We start from the raw sequence: 840 nt of genomic DNA on the forward strand, positions 1-840 counted from the left end.
GTCGCCGCCCGCGACGTAACCAAGGTCTACGGCGACACCGATTCGGCCGTGCGCGCCTTGGACGGCGTCAGCCTCGAATTCGCCCGCGGCCACTTCACCGCGATCATGGGTCCCTCAGGGTCGGGCAAGTCCACCCTGATGCACTGCCTGGCGGGCCTGGACACCGTCACCTCGGGATCGGTCCACCTGGGCCGGACCGACATGACACGGTTGCGCGACAAGCAACTCACCCTGCTGCGCCGCGACCGCATCGGATTCATCTTCCAGTCGTTCAACCTGCTGCCGATGCTCACCGCCGAACAGAACATCCTGCTGCCGGCCCGCATCGCCAAGCGCAAGCACGACCCCGAACGCCTCAAACGCATCGTGGACGTCGTCGGGCTCGGCGACCGGCTCGGCCACCTGCCCTCGGCCCTGTCCGGCGGCCAACAGCAGCGCGTAGCCGTGGCCCGCGCCCTGCTCGGCGAACCCGAGGTCGTCTACGCCGACGAACCCACCGGCAACCTCGACTCCCGCTCGGGCTCGGAGGTCCTGGGGTTCCTGCGCGACTCCGCCCGCGACCTGAACCAGACGATCATCATGGTCACCCACGACCCCGTCGCCGCCTCCTACGCCGACCGGGTCGTGTTCCTGCGCGACGGGCTGCTGGTGGACGAGGTAACCGAGCCCACCGCCGAGACCGTCCTCGACCGCCTGGTGAAACTGGAGTCCTGAGCCGCCATGCTGCGCACCACACTGGCCGGCCTGCGCCTGCACAAAGGCCGGCTCGTCACCACCGCACTCGCCATCGCCCTGGGCGTCATGTTCGTCGCCGGGACCCTCGTCTTCTCCGACACGCTG

At 69.2% G+C, this 840-nt stretch carries 1 protein-coding gene; it reads left to right on the forward strand.

What is annotated here, in order from left to right; all coding sequences use genetic code 11:
- On the forward strand, nt 1-714 hold a 714-nt coding region (locus ACYVD5_RS27925), incomplete at its 5' end, for an ABC transporter ATP-binding protein (RefSeq protein WP_461004161.1).
- Nucleotides 715-840 lie beyond the last annotated feature (126 nt).

The sequence above is a fragment of the Streptomonospora sediminis genome, from assembly GCF_054778995.1.